Source organism: Ruegeria sp. YTSA168 (assembly GCF_059610045.1).
Genome location: NZ_JBXWMW010000001.1, coordinates 736,662 through 753,580 on the forward strand (window position 1 = coordinate 736,662; position 16,919 = coordinate 753,580).

A 16,919-nucleotide genomic window follows, 5' to 3' on the forward strand; every position below is an offset into this window, starting at 1 on the left:
TGGTTCAAATTTGGAAACTCGAGCTATGCAGGGCCGTCGAACAGATATCCGAATCTCTGAATATCTTCTGCGCAGGCCCGTGCAACCGCTTCGCGTGTCTTCGCCGCATAATACTGGCGGTAATCGCGGTCCCGTTCAGACCTGTTGAGATGTGGCAACGCCAAATCGAACCCAAGGTGATCGACCAAGTGTTTCGAATCTTCCCTGAAATGCTCAAGGCGGATGAAGGCGTCACATTTCTCGATCCCGTTGGACATGGTCACATACGTGCGGGCCGGGTTGTGTTGAAAGGTTCTTAGTGTGGCAGGGTGCAACACGAACCCCTCAAAATCCTGCTCTTGCGCGCGAGCCACATCCGCATGCTCAAAGTGCTGTGTCCGCAGCCAGTGATAGTAACTGACAATCCGATCCCACGGATTGCGGACCAAGGTGAAGACAAACATGTCCTCGATAGCCTGCGTCGACAAAACCCCGTCGATATCGGCCAAAGTCGAATGCTTCCACAACCGCCCCCGCGCGTTTAGTGACCTCGCCCGATGTCTGCGTTTGATTGCCTTGGGTGTATCCCCAAGCAGGATATCGTCCTTCATCGCCCGCTGCTCCAATGCTAGCGCAAGAGAGGTTCCCCCAGTCTTGGGCATATGCACAAATACATATCGGCGCCCGGTCGAGATAATCATGCGATCTCCTGCTCGGCCTGCGGACGACTGGATCGCCACCCCAACAGAACCCCTGCTGACGCAATCAACCCGATCCCGACGACCTGCATTGCGCCGATGGATTGGCCCAATGCGACCCAGGCAAACAGCGGACCGAACACCATCACCGAGTATTCAAACACCGCTACAAAGGACGGCTCGCCCACCTGATAGGCTTTGATCAGCATGAACACGGCAACAGTCGACCCTATAGCCTGCACCAACAACCATGGGATGGCAGGCTGGAACTCTCTGACAGCGCCGCGGGTGACGAACCCTTCGGCACCTTCAGGTGTGGCAACCGGAAAGGCCGTCAAGAACGCCATGCCGATGGCGCCCGCCAGCCCCAGCGTGATCACCATATTGGCCAGCAATGCCAAGGTGCTTTCTTCGGAGCACAATTGCCGCGTGGTGATCGAGCTGAGCGCATAAAGCAACCCACCCAGAATGGGCAGCAGGGTCCTTACGTCAAAATCCGTCGGGCTGGGCTGGAGCACACACAGGATACCGACAAAACCGATCGACACAGCCCCGATGCGCCAAGGTCCGATGGGTTGCTTCAATCCCAGCGCCGTTATCAGCAGCACAAATATCGGGGCGCTGAAAAGCCCGGCCAGGGCTTGGGCGATTGGCATCAATGCCAGAGAACCAAAATAAAACAACATGGCAAATGTGATCAGGACGCTGCGCAATATGACAGGCCCCCAGCGCTTGGGCCTAAGCGTGCCAAACCCGATCAGGGACAAGCCCGCAATCAGCGGCAGCATCAAAAGAGCGCGGCTTAGGTGAAACTGCCACAGGCCGATTGTGTCGGCCAACAGGATCACCACATTGTCGATGACCCCGATGATCGCCATCGCCCCCAGCATGAGGGCAGCGGCCAGTACCGGTGCGTTTCTTTTCCCTGCCTGCATATTTTTGACGATCCCGTTCCATGCCCCGCCATCCAGCACAATTGAACGTGCAGGCGCAACACGTTTGCGCCGTGCCTTCGCCGCGTGTTATGCTGTGGCAAAACAAATTTCGAGCAGACCCAACCCAGATGACGGCCCTGAAACAGTACCAGCGGATCGAAGCCACCGGTCTGTGGCGCCCTTCGCCCGATGAGCAGCGGCGCGAAGTTGTCGTGTCGATCGGAGAGGCGACGCTGACGATCTCGGATTTCAATGATCGCGCCTTGACCCATTGGTCATTGGCGGCATTGGAGCGGCAGAACCCTGGGACATATCCGGCGATATTCAACCCTGATGGCGACCCGGATGAAACGCTGGAACTAGCCGAGAGCGAAAAAACGATGCTTGAAGCCATCGACCGGCTGCAACGCGCCATCGACCGGGCCCGCCCGCATCCTGGGCGGTTGCGTTGGCTGAGCGTTGGTGGGGTTGTTGCGGCCGTTCTTGCGGTAATGTTGCTTTGGTTGCCAGGCGCGTTGCAAAGCCATGTTGTCTCGGTCGTGCCCGAGGTCAAACGGCAAGAGATCGGCGAGACGATCCTGAAACGGATCGAACGCGTTTCGGGCCGTGCTTGTGCCTCACGCGATGCACAGGACTCGCTGGACCGTCTGGCCCAACGAACCGGAGTGCGCCAGATCATCATTCTGCCTGCCGGTGTTCAGGACAGCCTGAGCCTGCCGGGCGGCACCGTTCTGCTGAACCGGTCCCTGGTCGAAGATCATGAGGATCCTGCCGTGGCCGCTGGATATATCATCGCTGAACGTACCCGTTCAGCGCAGCAGGACCCTCTGGATGATCTGTTGGACCGCACCGGTGCAACCTCGGCCTTTCGTCTTCTGACGACCGGAGGTCTGACATCTCAGATTATCGATACTTATACCGAACAGGTTCTGTCCGAACCGCGTCCTTCGGTGACGGACCAGGATTTGTTGGCGATGTTCGCACAGGCCGCCCTGCCCTCGACCCCCTACGCTTATGCGCGCGACATTACCGGCGAAACGGTGCTGGGGCTGATCGAGGCGGACCCGATGGCAGGGCGGACATTGGAACAGGTGTTGCCGGACCGTGATTGGGTCCAGCTTCAAAACATCTGCGGCGGATAAGCGGGGCTATTTCGTCCCGAACATCCGGTCCCCGGCGTCCCCAAGTCCAGGCATGATATAGCCCTTGGAATTCAGCTCACGATCCAGCGCGGCGGTCACGATATGCACGTCGGGATGTGCTTCTTTCATGCGTGCAACGCCTTCAGGGGCAGCCAGCAAGCAAAGGAACAGAATGTCGGTCGCGCCCGCCTCTTTCAGCAGATCAATTGCCGCGGCAGAGCTGTTGCCCGTGGCCAGCATCGGGTCCACCGCGATGACCAGACGGTCCTTCAGGCCTTCAGGTGCTTTGAAGTAATATTGCACCGGCTTCAACGTCTCTTCATCCCGGTAGAGGCCCACAAACCCCACGCGCGCTGATGGGATCAGTTCTAGAACCCCATCCAACATCCCGTTGCCCGCACGCAGGATCGAGACCAGCGCCAGCTTCTTTCCGGCCAGAATGGGGGCGTCCATCTCCTCCATCGGGGTTTCGATATGGCGGGTGGTCAGCTTTAGCTCGCGCGTGACCTCATAGGCCAGCAACAAGGTGATTTCGCGCAGCAACTGCCGGAACTCAGCGGTCGAAGTGCCCTTGTCCCGCATGAGCGTCAGTTTGTGTTGCACCAATGGGTGGTCAACGATGGTCAGGTGATCGCTCATGTGGTCTCCAGTCTTTTCTTGACCCGCGCGCGGGTGTCCTCATCGCAAAACGCGGCGTTCAGGGCGGTTTCATTCAAGGCGGCGAAGTCTTCGGCCTGCCAACCAAACGCTGCATTCAGCATCTCATATTCGCGCCGCATGGTCGTGTGAAAAAACGGCGGGTCATCCGTAGATATGGTGACGTTCACGCCCGCATCCCGCAAGCGCGCAATCGGATGAGCAGCGAAATCCGGGAACAGGCCCAGTACCACATTCGATCCAGGGCAGACCTCAAGCGTGGTGCCTCGATCCGCCAATTCATGAACCAGATCAGGGTCTTCGATGGCGCGCACACCATGGCCTATACGCTCAACACCAAGTTCCCGCACCGCATCGCGGACGCTCTCGGGGCCGCCAAACTCACCCGCATGGGTGGTCAAGCGCAGACCCGCCTCACGCGCACAATCAAAGGCCCATTTGAAATCGCCCTGAGTGCCTACGGATTCGTTTCCACCCATTCCAAAGCCGGTGATCCAATCGCCAGCGGTTTCCGCTGCGCAATGGGCGCTTAGCTTGGACTGCTCGGGTCCGAAATGGCGCACACATGTGACAACCCCACGCAGGGTGATGCCAAACCTGCGCTCGGCCTCTTCTGCTGCGTCTTGGATGGCCGTCAGATAGTCGCGCCAGGCGTGTAGATCACCACCACCACAAAAATCCGGGCTGAGAAAGGTTTCTGAATAAACCACCCCATTTGCCGCGCTTTCTTCAAGGATCGCCAGCGTCAGGCGGCGAAAATCCTCGGGCGTTTTCAGGACCTCACAGGCCGCTTCATAAACGCTTAGGAAATGGGCGAAATCCCGGAAATCATAGCTGCCATCGGGTTTGAAAATTCCGCTCAGATCGATGCGTTTTTCATGCGCCAACTGACGGATAAAGGCCGGCGGGGCGGCACCTTCATGGTGCAGGTGCAATTCAATCTTGGGCAGGTCGGCAACGGTCATAGAAAGCTCTTTCCCGGCCCTTGCGCCGGTATGTTCAGGTGGTGGGCGATGCTGGCGGCGACGTCTGCGAAATTGATCTGGCCGATCTGGCCCGCACCTGTCCCGGCGACCAGCACTGGAACCTGCTCCCGAGTGTGATCCGTGCCGGTCCAACTTGGATCATTGCCGTGATCCGCGGTCAACAGAAGAAGGTCGCCGGGGCGCAGCTTTTGCAGAATCGTCCCAATCTCGCGGTCGAACCATTCCAACGCCCTTGCATAGCCACTGATGTCGCGGCGGTGACCGTAAAGGCTGTCGAACTCCACAAAATTGACGAAGGTCAGACTACCCTCCTCGGCCTCGTCCACCAGATCCGACAAATACCGCATCAACTCGGCATCCGAACCTTTGTGCAGCGTATCGATCCCCTGCATGGAAAAGATGTCACCGATTTTGCCAACGGCATGCACGCGACAACCGGCATCCTGCACCCAATTGGTCAAAACCGGTGCAGGCGGCAGGATGGCAAAATCCTTGCGATTTGTGGTGCGTGTGAACCCATCTTCCGGTGAACCAACAAACGGACGCGCAATGACACGACCTACCTTCATTTCATGCAGGTGCGGCGCCAGCGTTTTGCACATGTCCAACAGGCGCTCCAGGCCAAAGCTTTCCTCATGCGCGGCGATCTGGAACACGCTATCGGCCGAGGTATAGCAGATCGGCCAGCCGGTCCGCATATGCTCGGCCCCCAATTCCGCAATGATCGCGGTGCCTGAGGCATGGCAATCGCCCAGAATACCCTCGGTCCCCGCGGCCTCGGCAGCAGCCCGACTTAGCTCGGCGGGAAAGGCCGGTTGCGTATCCGGGAAGAAATGCCAATCCCAAGGGACTGGCAGTCCGGCGAGTTCCCAATGGCCTGAGGGTGTATCCTTGCCCGGTGAAAGCTCGCGCGCGCATCCCCACAGGCCGGTCGGGTGCGCATCCAGCCCCGGTGTCGCATCGCCCGAGGCCAGACGCACCGCTGCCCCCAATCCCAGCGCATTCAGATTTGGCACATACAATGGCCCGGTTCGCCCGTCTTCAGCCAGACCTTGCGCACAAGCCTGGGCGATATGCGCCACCGTGTTGGCACCGGTATCCGGTATGTCGCCATTGAAGAACTGCCCAGCATCCGGAGCACCACCAATGCCAACTGAATCCATAACCACCAGAAAGGCCCGGCTCATGCACTGATCCTTTCATGCACAAGATCGGGTGAAGCGATTGGCGCGCCGTCAATCTGGATGGCTGCCAGCACACGCTCGGCAGCTTGTTGCGCTGCATCCTCTCGGGCCGCATGAATGGCGGCAAGCGGGGTGCCTTTCGTCACTTTTTCGCCCAAGCGCACCATGTTCGACAGGCCCACGGCGGGATCGATCACATCGCTTTCGACCTGACGGCCACCGCCCAGAGCGACAACTGCAAGGCCCAAAGTCTCGCCATCAATGGCTGAGATATATCCGTCCTTCGGCGCCGGGACTTCGCGGATAACGCTGGCTTCGGGCAGGAAACGCTGCCAAGTGTCCACGAATTGCACAGGGCCACCTACTGCTGCGATCATCCGTCCGAACCGCTCAGCCGCGCGACCATCGCGGATGATATCGGCGATCTTATCCCGGCCCTGTTCGGCGGTTTTGCACATCCCCGCATCGGCCAGCAATACACCGCCAAGTTCCGCGGAAATCTCGGCCAACGGCGAAGAGGCATAACCCGTTAGGACCTTCATCACCTCAGCCACTTCAAGCGCATTACCCAATGACGGGGCCAAGGGCTGGTTCATGTCCGTAATCACGGCAGAGGTCCGACACCCTGCCGCGTTTGCAGTTTCGGTCAGGGCAGTGGCCAGTGAGCGGGCCTCTTCGAATGTTTTCATAAACGCACCGCTGCCAACCTTGACGTCCAGCACCAACGCATCCGGGCTGGCCGCCAATTTCTTGGACAGGATCGAAGCGGTGATCAGATCAAGGCTTTCTACCGTCGCAGTCACATCACGGATGGCATAAAGTCGTTTATCCGCAGGCGCGATCTGCCCCGTCGCACCGACAATTGCGGCACCAGTGTTTTTCAAAATCTGAGCTAGGCGGTCCTGCCCAATCTGCGTGGTAACGCCGGGTATCGCCTCAAGCTTGTCCAGCGTGCCGCCCGTGTGACCCAAACCGCGCCCCGAGATCATCGGGACATAAGCCCCGCATTCCGCCAATGCCGGTGCAAGCACCAGGCTGACGCAATCGCCCACGCCACCGGTTGAGTGTTTGTCGATCACCGGACCATCAACATCCCAGCTGAGCACATCGCCGCTGTCCCGCATTGCTACGGTCAGATCAGCGCGACCCCGGGCACCCAGACCGCCCATGCAGACGGCCATCGCAAAGGCACCCGCCTGCGCGTCGCTAACAGCACCATCGGCGAGGCCTTGCGCGAACCAGTTCAGCTCCTGAGCCGATGGAACCTCGGTCCGACGCAGCTTGGCGATGATCGAGCGGGCATCCATCTGGTCAGACGTCCTGCATATGAGAAGCGTCGAACGCGCCGGGCAGAAGGTCTCCGATGGTTGTTTCAAACTCGACGCCATCCGTGGTTGCCAAGGTTACCTTGACGCTGCGCGCACCAAACTCGGCCAGCTTTTGGCGGCACCCGCCGCAGGGCGGCACCGGCTGCGGGCTTTGGGCCACCACATAGACTTCGGCCAGTTCGGTCTCACCTGCGGCAACCATCGCGGCAATTGCCCCAGCCTCGGCACAGGTGCCTTCGGGATAGGCCACATTCTCAACATTGCAGCCGACATAGAGCGCGCCCGAGCCAGACAGGACCGCCGCGCCCACCTTAAAATTCGAATATGGCGCATGGGCGTTTTCGCGAACTTTCAGGGCGGCATCTTTGAGCGACATGGCGATTCCCTATTTTTGATCAACCGGTCAGAAAAACATACCTTACTGAAAAACTCCGGGGAAGTTGAACCCCTGAGCGTTTGTTTTTTGACTAATCCAGTGTCGTATTGAACGTTCCCGGCAAGGTGACCTCAAGCAATTCGATATTGTCGGACGGATCAGACAATCGGTTCCGCATTCCCGGCGGGATCACGAAGGCATCACCTTGCTCCAGCCTATAGGGTTCGCGACCTTCCCCTTCCAATGTGACCTCTCCATCCATCACGAAGGCAAAGTGAATATCGGTGTCGTGACGCGCCCAGACGGGCTGACCGTGCCCTCGACGCACGACCTGCACGCCGGCCACGCCTTTGGTGTTCTCGGCAATCGTCGTGTCGCGGCAGATATAACCCGGAAGGCGGAACGGCACCCATTCCGCATCCAGCGCCTTGTTATACACAAAGCGCTGGCCCTGCCATTCCCGTTCCGGGCGCAAATGCGGGGTCGGAAGCGTCATTTCATGATCAATCTCGGTCACATGTTCGGCCGGGACGCCAATCTCGATCACCTGCACATTATCTGAGGCTTCCAGCACGCGGTGGCGGATTTCCGGTGGCTGGATAAAACAATCGCCGGCGTTCAGGCGCATCTTGTCGCCCTGATCCTCATAAACAACATCGACCCAGCCATGGATGCAAAAGATCAGCTGGAACCCAACCTTGTGGAAATGCACCATATCCGGCACGGGACCACCATCGGGAATGCGGATATGACTGGCGATGATCGACCCCCCCAAGCGATCCGGCACCAAATCGCGATAGTGCATCCCAGCCCGACCAATGATCCATGGGGCCTGATCCTTGAGTCTGCGAACCACAAAAGAATGCACCGTTTCTGGCATCACAAGAGGCGGATCAAGCTCTTCGATTTCAATGCGTGTGCCATTTGGCGCGACCAGCGCGCGCTTGCCTTCGGCAAAGCCATCGGGATCGTCCGTCAGAATACGCAAGGTGCCTGCTGGTTCCGGCGCATCCTTTTCAATCCGCAGCCGCAACCCATGCCCGGAAAACACCCCGACCCGAGGGTCATCGGCTGGATAGATCATATCCATCTTCATCCCCAACACTTTGGTGTAGAACGGGATATCCTCTCGCAACTCCTGCGTGGGCAGGCGGATTTCAGCGCGGATCGGCGAAGGAGTTACAGTTTGGCTCATCTTTGGTCTCTTCGGTCAGCAGTTTCGGCTATCCGATCAGAACCGAAGCCAAAATGCCAATCGAAAAGAACATTCCCGGCGCCAATCCGCAGTCAAATACGGCCAAATCTGGCTGCAACACCGTCGCAAACGGACCACAACGGGATCGCAGAAATCCGACCAGGCAGAGAAAAGACGTGATACTGATGTAGGAAGGTGACGCAGCGTAGCCAAGTCAAAACAAATAGTTTAACACTAAACCAAATCTCAAAACGGAGCCGTACCGCTGATGTCAGACTCAAGCAGCCAAAGACAAGCCGCACTCGACTATCACGCCTATCCGAAACCCGGAAAGCTTGAGATCAGGGCAACGAAACCCATGGCCAATGGCCGCGATCTGGCGCGTGCCTATTCTCCGGGGGTGGCCGACGCCAGCCTTGAAATTAAAGCCGACCCCTCAAATGCCGAGCACTATACGGCGCGCGGCAATCTGGTGGGTGTCGTCTCAAATGGCACGGCTGTTCTGGGGCTGGGCAATATCGGCGCACTGGCCTCCAAACCGGTGATGGAGGGCAAAGCGGTTCTGTTTAAGAAATTCGCCGGGATCGATTGTTTCGATATCGAACTGGACCAGCCCGACCCGGAAAAGCTGGCCAATATCGTCTGCGCGCTGGAACCAACCTTTGGAGCGATTAATCTGGAGGATATCAAGGCCCCGGATTGCTTTATTGTCGAAAAGCTGTGCCGCGAGCGTATGAATATCCCCGTGTTCCACGACGACCAGCACGGGACGGCGATTGTGGTCGGAGCGGCTGCCAAGAATGCGCTGCACGTTGCCGGTAAATCTTTTGAAGATATCAAGATCGTCTCGACCGGTGGCGGGGCCGCCGGGATCGCCTGCCTCAGCATGCTGGTCAAACTCGGTGTGAAGCGTGAAAACATCTGGCTGTGCGATATACACGGGCTGGTCTATGAAGGCCGCGAAGAGGATATGAACCCGCACAAGGATCAGTTCGCGCAAAAGACCGATCTGCGCACGCTGGATGACGTGATCGACGGCGCGGATCTGTTCCTGGGCCTCAGCGGTCCCAATGTGCTGAAGCCCGAGATGGTCAGCAGGATGGCCAAACAGCCGATTATCTTTGCTCTGGCCAACCCTACGCCTGAAATCCTGCCACAAGCGGCGCGCGAAGTGGCCCCTGACGCGATCATCGCAACGGGCCGCAGTGATTTTCCCAATCAGGTCAACAATGTCCTGTGTTTCCCATTCATCTTCCGGGGCGCGCTGGACGTTGGCGCGACCGAAATCAATGATGAGATGCAAATCGCCTGTGTGGATGGGATCGCCGAAATGGCCCGCGCCACCACAAGCGCCGAGGCTGCAGCGGCCTATAAGGGCGAACAGCTGACATTTGGGCCCGACTACCTGATCCCCAAGCCCTTTGACCCGCGCTTGGTGGGCGTTGTGTCATCCTCGGTCGCCAAGGCCGCGATGGACAGCGGGGTGGCAAAGCGCCCGATTGAGGATCTGGATGCCTATAAGGAAAAGCTGAACCAGACTGTCTTCAAATCCGCCTTGCTTATGCGACCCGTGTTCGAAGCCGCCGCTGCTGCCTCGCGCCGGATCGTGTTTGCCGAGGGCGAGGATGAGCGTGTCCTGCGCGCCGCTCAGGCTATTTTGGAAGAAACCACTGAAACGCCGATCCTGATCGGTCGCCCTGAAGTGATCGAGGCACGCTGTGAGCGGCTGGGCCTTACGATCCGACCCGGCACAGACTGCCAGATCGTAAACCCTGAAAATGATCCGCGGTATTATGACTATTGGAATTCCTACCATAAAATCATGCAACGCCAGGGTGTGACGCCCGATCTGGCCAAGGCCATCATGCGCACTAACACCACCGCCATCGGCGCGATCATGGTGCACAGGGGTGAAGCTGACAGTATGATTTGCGGCACGTTTGGTGAATACCGCTGGCACTTGAACTACGTCGAGCAGGTTTTGAACACAGCTGCTCTACACCCTCACGGTGCGTTGTCTCTGATGATCCTTGAAGATGGCCCGCTATTCATCGCGGATACTCATGTGCGTCAGTTGCCCTCGCCCGAGGAACTGGCCGAAGCAACCATCGGAGCAGCCCGGCATGTGCGCCGCTTTGGTATTGAACCCAAGATCGCCTTTTGCTCACAATCGCAGTTCGGCAATCAGGCGGAAGGGTCCGGCAAGCGCCTGCGCGCGGCCATCGAGATACTGGACCAGAAACCAAGGGATTTCATCTATGAGGGTGAGATGAACTTGGATACAGCGCTGGACCCGGATTTGCGGTCCCGCATATTCCCCGACTCGCGCCTGGATGGTGTCGCCAATGTGCTGATTTTTGCACATGCGGATGCTGCAAGTGGGGTTCGGAATGTTCTGAAAATGAAGGCAAACGGCATCGAGGTCGGACCAATACTTATGGGCATGGGCAACAAAGCTCATATCGTCACCCCGGCTATCACTGCCCGCGGATTGCTGAACATGGCCGCCATCGCCGGTACTCCGGTCGCGCAGTATGGTTGAACTGGGCGCAAACTGGGCCGGCAAGATTAAAGACCGAGTCGGCCCTTTGCAGCAGCAAGTTAGCAAATTTGCAATTTCAGACTTTCCTAAACTCAGACCATAAGTTTTCAATGAGTTTGCAAAAATTTGCAGCCAATTCTGAACATTCCTGCAAATGTTTTGCGATAAACTGACGCGCCGTCACTTGCGCAGCTTGTCTGAAATGCAGACGGTCCCTAACAACAAGCGCATTGCTTTGGGAGGACGATGAATTGGCATATCAGGATGTTTACGACAGCTGGAAAAACAACCCCGAGGCGTTCTGGATGGACGCTGCAAAAGGGATCGACTGGGTTCAACCTCCGACAAAGGCTTTGTTTGACGACGACGCCCCTCTTTACGAATGGTTCAGCGATGCGCAGGTCAACACTTGCTGGAACGCTGTTGACCGCCATGTCGAAAACGGGCGCGGCGAACAGGCCGCGATTATCTATGACAGCCCGATCACGCATACCAAGCGCGAGATCTCGTATGTCGAACTGCGCAACCGTGTTGCCACACTGGCCGGAGCTCTGCGCGCCAAAGGCGTCGAGAAGGGCGACCGGGTCATCATCTACATGCCCATGATCCCAGAGGCGCTTGAGGCGATGCTGGCCTGCGCGCGCCTAGGTGCTGTTCACTCGGTTGTTTTTGGTGGGTTTGCCAGCAACGAACTGGCGGTTCGGATCGATGACGCGAAACCCAAGGCGATTATTGCCGCCTCTTGCGGGTTGGAACCGGGCCGTGTTGTACACTACAAACCGTTGTTGGACGGGGCCATCGAACTGTCCGAACACAAGCCCGAATTCTGTGTGATTTTTCAGCGTGAACAAGAGGTTGCACAGCTGATCGAAGGGCGCGATTTCAACTGGCATGGCTTCCAGTACGGCGTTGAACCCGCCGAATGTGTTCCCGTGGCGGGCAATGATCCGGCCTATATCCTTTACACTTCCGGTACCACAGGCGCGCCGAAAGGCGTTGTGCGCCCAACAGCCGGGCATCTGGTGGCGCTCAACTGGTCGATGAAGAACATCTATAAAGTCGATCCCGGCGATGTGTTCTGGGCGGCCTCTGATGTGGGCTGGGTCGTTGGGCATTCCTACATCTGCTACGCCCCGCTGATCCACGGGAACACCACCATTGTGTTCGAGGGCAAACCTGTCGGCACACCAGATGCAGGCACCTTCTGGCGCGTGATTTCGGAACATAATGTGCGCAGCTTTTTTACCGCGCCGACTGCGATCCGCGCAGTCAAACGCGAAGACCCAAAGGGCGAGCTGCTTTCGACATACGATCTATCCTGTCTGCGGGCGCTCTATCTGGCGGGTGAGCGGGCCGATCCCGATACAATCATTTGGGCGCAAGACGCGCTTAAGGTTCCAGTGATCGATCACTGGTGGCAGACGGAAACCGGCTGGACCATCGCAGGCAACCCGCTGGGAATTGAGGAACTTCCAATTAAGCTAGGCTCTCCGGCCAAGCCGATGCCCGGTTATGATGTGCAAATCCTTGATGAAGGCGGCCATCCGATGAAACCGGGCGAATTGGGGGCGATTGCAGTAAAGCTGCCCCTGCCTCCCGGTACGCTGCCGACATTGTGGAATGCCGAAGCGCGATTCAAGAAATCCTATCTTGAACATTTCCCCGGCTATTATGAGACCGGCGACGCAGGCATGATCGACGAGGATGGATATCTTTACATCATGGCGCGCACCGATGATGTGATCAACGTGGCCGGTCATCGCCTGTCGACGGGCGGCATGGAAGAAGTTCTGGCCGCCCACCCCGATGTTGCCGAATGCGCGGTGATCGGTGTTTCGGATCAGTTGAAAGGCCAGATGCCGGTGGGTTTCCTGTGCCTGAATGCAGGCGCAACACGTGATCACGGCGATGTGGTTCAGGAGGTCGTCAAGATGGTTCGCGACAAGATCGGACCGGTCGCAGCCTTCAAATTGGCGGTTGTAGTGGATCGTTTGCCGAAGACGCGTTCGGGTAAGATCCTGCGCGGTACGATGGTTTCAATCGCAGATGGGCAGGACTACAAGATGCCCGCAACCATAGACGATCCGGTCATTTTGGATGAGATCAGAACGGCCCTGCAGACCATCGGCTACGCACAATAGAAAGGGGGCGGTTCGCACCGTCTCCTCTTGCAACCTGAAACAGGCCCCCTACTGTCGCTGGTAGACAGAGAGGGCCCATGACAAAAAGTGATATCTGGCGTCTCAGCGCGGCTGAGCTGACCGATCTGACCCATCGCGGTGATCTAAGTGCCGAAACCTCGGTTCAGGCGGCGATTGATCGGATGAATGCCGTAAATCCTGATCTTAATGCGGTGGTCGAATATCTGAGCACCGAGGCGTTGGAACGCGCCCGAGGGTTGGATCAGTTAAGGGCCAAAGGCGAAAACCCCGGCCCGCTTTATGGAGTGCCAGTCACGATCAAAGTGAATGTCGATCAAAAGGGCCACGCCACCACAAACGGCGTGGTCGCGTTGAAGGACGTGATCGCGCCAGATGACGCGCCGGTTGTGTCGAACCTGCAAAAGGCAGGTGCAATTGTGATCGGGCGCACGAACACACCTGAATTCTCGTTTCGCGCAGATACCGAGAACCCGCTTTATGGCCGCACACACAACCCCTGGGGCCGTCATATCTCGGCCGGGGGATCCTCGGGGGGTGCGGGCGCTGCGGTGATGGCAGGCATCGGCGCGCTGGCGCATGGCAACGATATCGGCGGCAGCCTGCGGTTTCCGGCCGCTGCAAACGGGGCAGTCACGGTGAAACCCGGCCTGGGCCGTGTTCCCGCCTGGAACCCCAGCCAAAAGGCCGAGCGCGGGTTACTGGCACAATCCATGTCTGTTCAGGGGTTGCTCACCCGGTCTGCGGCGGATCTGCATCTATCGATGCCTAGTCTGATTGCCGCGGACCCACGGGACCCCTTCCACGTACCAATGTCCTGGCGCGGAGCGGCATTGGAAGGTCCGATCAAAGTGGCCTTTACCAAAAACACCTTTGGCTATGCCCTGCATGCAGAGGTCGAAAAGGCGCTGGACACGGCCAAAGACGCCTTGCTGGATGCAGGCTATAGGGTGGTTGAGATCGATCCGCCCGATGTGTTTGAGTGCGGACGCATCGGGTATCGCACCCTGATGGGAGAAGTTCTGACGCTTATGAAATCGGATGTTGAAGCGGCAGGATCACAAACCATCCGGGACATCTTTGATGTCTATTTTCAGGAATTCCCGCCCATCGTCGAAACCGAGCTGCTGCAGATGCTGGCCAAACGCAGCCACTATGCGCGCGAATGGTCCCTGTTCTTGCAGGACTATCCTCTGGTCTTGTCGCCCTTCCTGCCCCAGCCGTTTTTTAAACCAGACCGCGACACCGAAGGGGCCGGAGGTGTGCATGAGGTTCTGGGCTGCGCCGTTTATTCCTATGCGATGAACTTTTTGGGCCTGCCCGCCGCTTGTGTTCCAGCCCGGCTGGCAGATCTGCCCAATGGGCCACAGCCCATCAACATACAAATTGCGGCGCGTCGCTGGCGTGAAGATCTGGCCGTAGATGCTGCCGCAGCGATTGAGACGCGGGTCGGGCAGATGTGTTTGCCACTTTGGGACCAGATGGAAAGCAGCACTTAAGCCTTTGAAAAGAAATAGACCCCGGGGTATTTTGCCCGGGGTCCAGCTGCTTAAATGTGCCCGGATATCTGATGACGAGCGTAGCACCACCCACCCTCGCCAGCGCGAAATTTGCGCAATCATTCGAAAACGCCGTTTGGTGGCCACTCACTCCCACCATAGCGTGATCTCCGAGCCTGTTCAGATTAGCCAAACGTTAAAAAATCGAGTGTGAACTTCTTCACACAACGCAAAAAAAATCTCAAAAATTCGCGATCTAAGTGAATTGCTCCGAGATCAAACGCTCTTCAAGACCATGGCCGGGATCAAACAAAATACGGTGTTTGATGGCAGGCTCGGATCTGATCTCGACCCAATCGATATCTGGAAACGAGACGGAATCCGCATCCGCCATCACGGGGCGTTTATCCGCATCCAACACGTCAAATCGCACCTTTGCAATCTTGGGCAAAAGCGCCCCGCGCCAGCGGCGGGGCCGAAATGCAGCGATGGGCGTCAGAGCCAGAACGTCCGCTCCAATCGGCAGAATCGGCCCGTGGGCCGAGTAGTTATAGGCCGTTGATCCCGCAGGCGTGGATAGAAGCGCCCCATCGCACATCAACTCTGTCATGCGTTCGCGCCCATCAACGCTGATCTTCAATCGCGCGGCCTGAGGCCCTGCCCGCAGCAATGAAACCTCGTTAATCGCCAGCGCCTGATGCAGCTTGCCAGATTGATCCATTGCGCGCATGGCCAACGGATTGATGACCTCTTCCTGCGCATCTTCAAGACGGGCCAGCAGATCATCTTCGTGATAGGTGTTCATCAGAAAGCCGATGGTGCCCCGGTTCATACCGTAAACGGGTGTATCGAGATGCTGCAGGTTCTTCACCGTCCGCAACATAAAGCCATCGCCGCCCAAAGCGACGACAACATCTGCATCGCGCGGAGCTGCGTTTCCATAGGTCTGGATCAGGCGATCACGGGCGTCCTGAGCCATTTGGGCATCGCTGGCAAGAAAAGCGATTCTCTTTTTCATAACGTCCGGTTTCCAGTGCTGCACATTTGGTTCCGAAACAAACATACCTTTCCTCAATAGGCCAGACTTGACGCCGCAGCTGGCCAAATCGTCGCTTTATTGCTTTTGCCTCAAGGTGGTTTCCTATAGGAAATCCGCAGCTAACTACCCCAGTTCTATGGAGCGCAAATGAACGCCAACATTCGTGATACGGGTTTTTTCACCCAATCCCTTGCTGATCGTGACCCCGAACTGTTCGGCTCGATCACATCCGAGCTGGGCCGCCAGCGCGACGAGATCGAGCTGATCGCGTCCGAGAACATCGTCTCTGCCGCCGTGATGCAGGCACAGGGCTCGGTGATGACCAACAAATACGCCGAAGGCTATCCGGGCCGTCGCTACTATGGCGGGTGTCAATTCGTCGACATCGCCGAGAATCTGGCGATTGACCGCGCGAAAGAGCTGTTTGGTTGCGACTTTGCCAACGTGCAGCCGAATTCTGGATCTCAGGCGAACCAGGGTGTGTTTCAGGCACTGATCAAACCGGGCGACACCATTCTGGGCATGAGCCTGGATGCGGGCGGTCACCTGACCCACGGCGCGGCTCCCAACCAGTCGGGCAAATGGTTCAACGCCGTGCATTACGGTGTGCGTAAACAGGACAACCTGATCGACTATGATGAGATCGAAGCGCTGGCGAAAGAGCATCAGCCCAAACTGATCATCGCGGGCGGCTCGGCCATTCCCCGCGTTATCGACTTTGCTCGCATGCGCGAGATCGCCGACATGGTAGGTGCCTATCTGCACGTCGACATGGCCCATATTGCTGGCCTGATCGCAGCAGGTGAACATCCCAGCCCCTTCCCCCATGCGCATGTGGCCACAACGACCACGCACAAGACCCTGCGCGGCCCGCGCGGCGGCATGATCCTGACCAATGACGAAGCGATCGCCAAGAAAGTGAACTCGGCCATCTTCCCCGGCATTCAAGGCGGCCCGCTGATGCATGTGATCGCAGCCAAGGCGGTGGCTTTCGGCGAGGCGCTGCGCCCCGAATTCAAAGGCTATATTCAGCAGGTCATCACCAATGCGCAGGCGTTGTCGGATCAACTGATCAAGGGCGGTCTGGACACGGTGACCCACGGCACCGACACCCATGTGGTGTTGGTCGACCTGCGCCCTAAAGGCGTCAAGGGCAACGCGACCGAGAAGGCGCTTGGTCGTGCCCATATCACCTGCAAC

The 16,919-nt window shown here is 57.9% G+C and carries 14 protein-coding genes; 5 read left to right on the top strand and 9 right to left on the bottom strand.

The features are described 5' to 3' along the window. Positions 1 to 23: 23 nt before the first annotated feature. A complete protein-coding gene (locus AC2FFE_RS03715; RefSeq protein ID WP_496845873.1) occupies positions 24 to 680 on the bottom strand; it encodes a sulfotransferase family 2 domain-containing protein in 657 nt (218 codons plus the stop codon). Beyond that, positions 677 to 1,612, bottom strand: a complete 936-nt coding sequence (locus AC2FFE_RS03720) for a DMT family transporter (protein ID WP_496819447.1) — start codon at positions 1,610 to 1,612, stop codon at positions 677 to 679. Before AC2FFE_RS03720 ends, AC2FFE_RS03715 begins: the two co-directional genes overlap by 4 nt. A gap of 128 nt (positions 1,613 to 1,740) precedes the next feature. On the opposite strand from AC2FFE_RS03720, the gene AC2FFE_RS03725 reads away from it, so the two are divergent. After that, entirely contained in the window at positions 1,741 to 2,754 is a 1,014-nt protein-coding gene (locus AC2FFE_RS03725) for a hypothetical protein (RefSeq protein WP_496819448.1), read from the top strand. A gap of 6 nt (positions 2,755 to 2,760) precedes the next feature. On the opposite strand, the gene upp is transcribed toward AC2FFE_RS03725, so the two are convergent. The 6 genes from upp to AC2FFE_RS03755 form a co-directional block, all read right to left on the bottom strand. After that, on the bottom strand, positions 2,761 to 3,393 hold the full coding sequence (gene upp / locus AC2FFE_RS03730; protein WP_480827736.1) for a uracil phosphoribosyltransferase: 633 nt from the start codon (positions 3,391 to 3,393) through the stop codon (positions 2,761 to 2,763). Then, the gene (locus tag AC2FFE_RS03735) at positions 3,390 to 4,376 is read right to left on the bottom strand and encodes an adenosine deaminase (protein ID WP_496845875.1); all 987 of its coding nucleotides are present in this window, start codon (positions 4,374 to 4,376) and stop codon (positions 3,390 to 3,392) included. The genes upp and AC2FFE_RS03735 overlap by 4 nt, the downstream gene beginning before the upstream one ends. Further along, positions 4,373 to 5,584 carry a phosphopentomutase gene (locus AC2FFE_RS03740; protein WP_496845877.1) on the bottom strand — a complete coding sequence of 404 codons (1,212 nt, stop codon included), beginning with the start codon at positions 5,582 to 5,584 and terminating at the stop codon, positions 4,373 to 4,375. Before AC2FFE_RS03740 ends, AC2FFE_RS03735 begins: the two co-directional genes overlap by 4 nt. Then, on the bottom strand, positions 5,581 to 6,888 hold the full coding sequence (locus AC2FFE_RS03745; protein ID WP_496845878.1) for a thymidine phosphorylase: 1,308 nt from the start codon (positions 6,886 to 6,888) through the stop codon (positions 5,581 to 5,583). Before AC2FFE_RS03745 ends, AC2FFE_RS03740 begins: the two co-directional genes overlap by 4 nt. 4 nt (positions 6,889 to 6,892) lie before the next feature. Next, complete coding sequence (locus tag AC2FFE_RS03750) at positions 6,893 to 7,285, bottom strand: cytidine deaminase (RefSeq protein WP_496819452.1); 393 nt, start codon at positions 7,283 to 7,285, stop codon at positions 6,893 to 6,895. Positions 7,286 to 7,376: 91 nt separating this feature from the next. Continuing rightward, positions 7,377 to 8,480: a cupin domain-containing protein gene (locus tag AC2FFE_RS03755; protein ID WP_496819453.1), complete on the bottom strand. Its 1,104-nt coding sequence runs from the start codon at positions 8,478 to 8,480 to the stop codon at positions 7,377 to 7,379. A gap of 268 nt (positions 8,481 to 8,748) precedes the next feature. Between AC2FFE_RS03755 and AC2FFE_RS03760 the strand changes: the two genes are divergently transcribed. The 3 genes from AC2FFE_RS03760 (at position 8,749) to AC2FFE_RS03770 (ending at position 14,680) form a co-directional block, all read left to right on the top strand. Further along, a complete protein-coding gene (locus tag AC2FFE_RS03760) occupies positions 8,749 to 11,022 on the top strand; it encodes an NADP-dependent malic enzyme (protein WP_496845879.1) in 2,274 nt (757 codons plus the stop codon). 251 nt (positions 11,023 to 11,273) lie between these two features. After that, positions 11,274 to 13,163 (top strand): propionate-CoA ligase PrpE, encoded by a 1,890-nt coding sequence (gene prpE, locus AC2FFE_RS03765; protein WP_496845880.1) that lies wholly within the window; start codon positions 11,274 to 11,276, stop codon positions 13,161 to 13,163. Between the two features lie 77 nt (positions 13,164 to 13,240). Beyond that, a complete protein-coding gene (locus tag AC2FFE_RS03770) occupies positions 13,241 to 14,680 on the top strand; it encodes an amidase family protein (RefSeq protein ID WP_496845881.1) in 1,440 nt (479 codons plus the stop codon). A 256-nt stretch (positions 14,681 to 14,936) separates the two neighbouring features. Here the strand turns inward: AC2FFE_RS03770 and AC2FFE_RS03775 are convergent, their stop codons facing one another. Next, on the bottom strand, positions 14,937 to 15,698 hold the full coding sequence (locus AC2FFE_RS03775; protein WP_496819457.1) for an NAD kinase: 762 nt from the start codon (positions 15,696 to 15,698) through the stop codon (positions 14,937 to 14,939). Between the two features lie 168 nt (positions 15,699 to 15,866). Between AC2FFE_RS03775 and glyA the strand changes: the two genes are divergently transcribed. Next, on the top strand, positions 15,867 to 16,919 hold a 1,053-nt coding region (gene glyA / locus AC2FFE_RS03780; RefSeq protein WP_496845882.1), incomplete at its 3' end, for a serine hydroxymethyltransferase.

Coding starts and splice junctions, on each gene's coding strand:
- AC2FFE_RS03760 (WP_496845879.1), top strand. CDS start 8,749: ATGTCAGACTCAAGCAGCCAAAGACAAGCCGCACTCGACTATCACGCC.
- AC2FFE_RS03715 (WP_496845873.1), bottom strand. CDS start 680: ATGATTATCTCGACCGGGCGCCGATATGTATTTGTGCATATGCCCAAG.
- AC2FFE_RS03720 (WP_496819447.1), bottom strand. CDS start 1,612: ATGCAGGCAGGGAAAAGAAACGCACCGGTACTGGCCGCTGCCCTCATG.
- AC2FFE_RS03770 (WP_496845881.1), top strand. CDS start 13,241: ATGACAAAAAGTGATATCTGGCGTCTCAGCGCGGCTGAGCTGACCGAT.
- AC2FFE_RS03745 (WP_496845878.1), bottom strand. CDS start 6,888: ATGGATGCCCGCTCGATCATCGCCAAGCTGCGTCGGACCGAGGTTCCA.
- AC2FFE_RS03725 (WP_496819448.1), top strand. CDS start 1,741: ATGACGGCCCTGAAACAGTACCAGCGGATCGAAGCCACCGGTCTGTGG.
- upp (WP_480827736.1), bottom strand. CDS start 3,393: ATGAGCGATCACCTGACCATCGTTGACCACCCATTGGTGCAACACAAA.
- AC2FFE_RS03735 (WP_496845875.1), bottom strand. CDS start 4,376: ATGACCGTTGCCGACCTGCCCAAGATTGAATTGCACCTGCACCATGAA.
- AC2FFE_RS03740 (WP_496845877.1), bottom strand. CDS start 5,584: ATGAGCCGGGCCTTTCTGGTGGTTATGGATTCAGTTGGCATTGGTGGT.
- AC2FFE_RS03775 (WP_496819457.1), bottom strand. CDS start 15,698: ATGAAAAAGAGAATCGCTTTTCTTGCCAGCGATGCCCAAATGGCTCAG.
- AC2FFE_RS03755 (WP_496819453.1), bottom strand. CDS start 8,480: ATGAGCCAAACTGTAACTCCTTCGCCGATCCGCGCTGAAATCCGCCTG.
- AC2FFE_RS03750 (WP_496819452.1), bottom strand. CDS start 7,285: ATGTCGCTCAAAGATGCCGCCCTGAAAGTTCGCGAAAACGCCCATGCG.